This window comes from Bradyrhizobium sp. CFUWI, assembly GCF_056429085.1.
In genome coordinates this window covers 1-428 of the sequence record NZ_JBWJZE010000231.1, presented here as the reverse complement: position 1 = coordinate 428, position 428 = coordinate 1, and the positions used below count along the sequence as shown (strand labels likewise).

1 protein-coding gene is annotated in these 428 nt (G+C 67.1%); it reads left to right on the top strand.

Features of this window, described 5'->3' with window-relative positions:
• A partial coding sequence (locus tag AC066S_RS39570; RefSeq protein WP_478272025.1) for a sensor histidine kinase occupies positions 1–428 on the top strand: 428 nt, incomplete at both ends.

Here is a 428-nt window from a genome sequence, read left to right as displayed (position 1 = left end):
GTACAAGAGCGAGTTCCTGGCCAACATGAGCCACGAGCTGCGCACCCCGCTCAATTCCAGCCTCATCCTCGCGAAGCTGCTGGCGGACAACAAGGGCGGCAACCTCACGGCCGAGCAGGTGCGCTATGCCGAGACGATCCACGGCGCCGGCAACGACCTGCTCACGCTCATCAACGACATCCTCGACCTGGCGAAGATCGAGGCGGGCCAGGCCACGGTCGACATCGAGTCGGTGAACCTCGCGCGCGCGGTGCAGTCCATCGCCGATCCGCTGCGGCCGCTCGCGCGCGAGAAGAACCTCGCGTTCAGCGCGGTCGTGGAGCCCGGAGTGCCCGAGCAGATCCGCACCGATGCGCAGCGGCTCGGCCAGATCCTGAAGAACCTGCTCTCGAACGCGATCAAGTTCACCGAGCGCGGCGAGGTGGCCC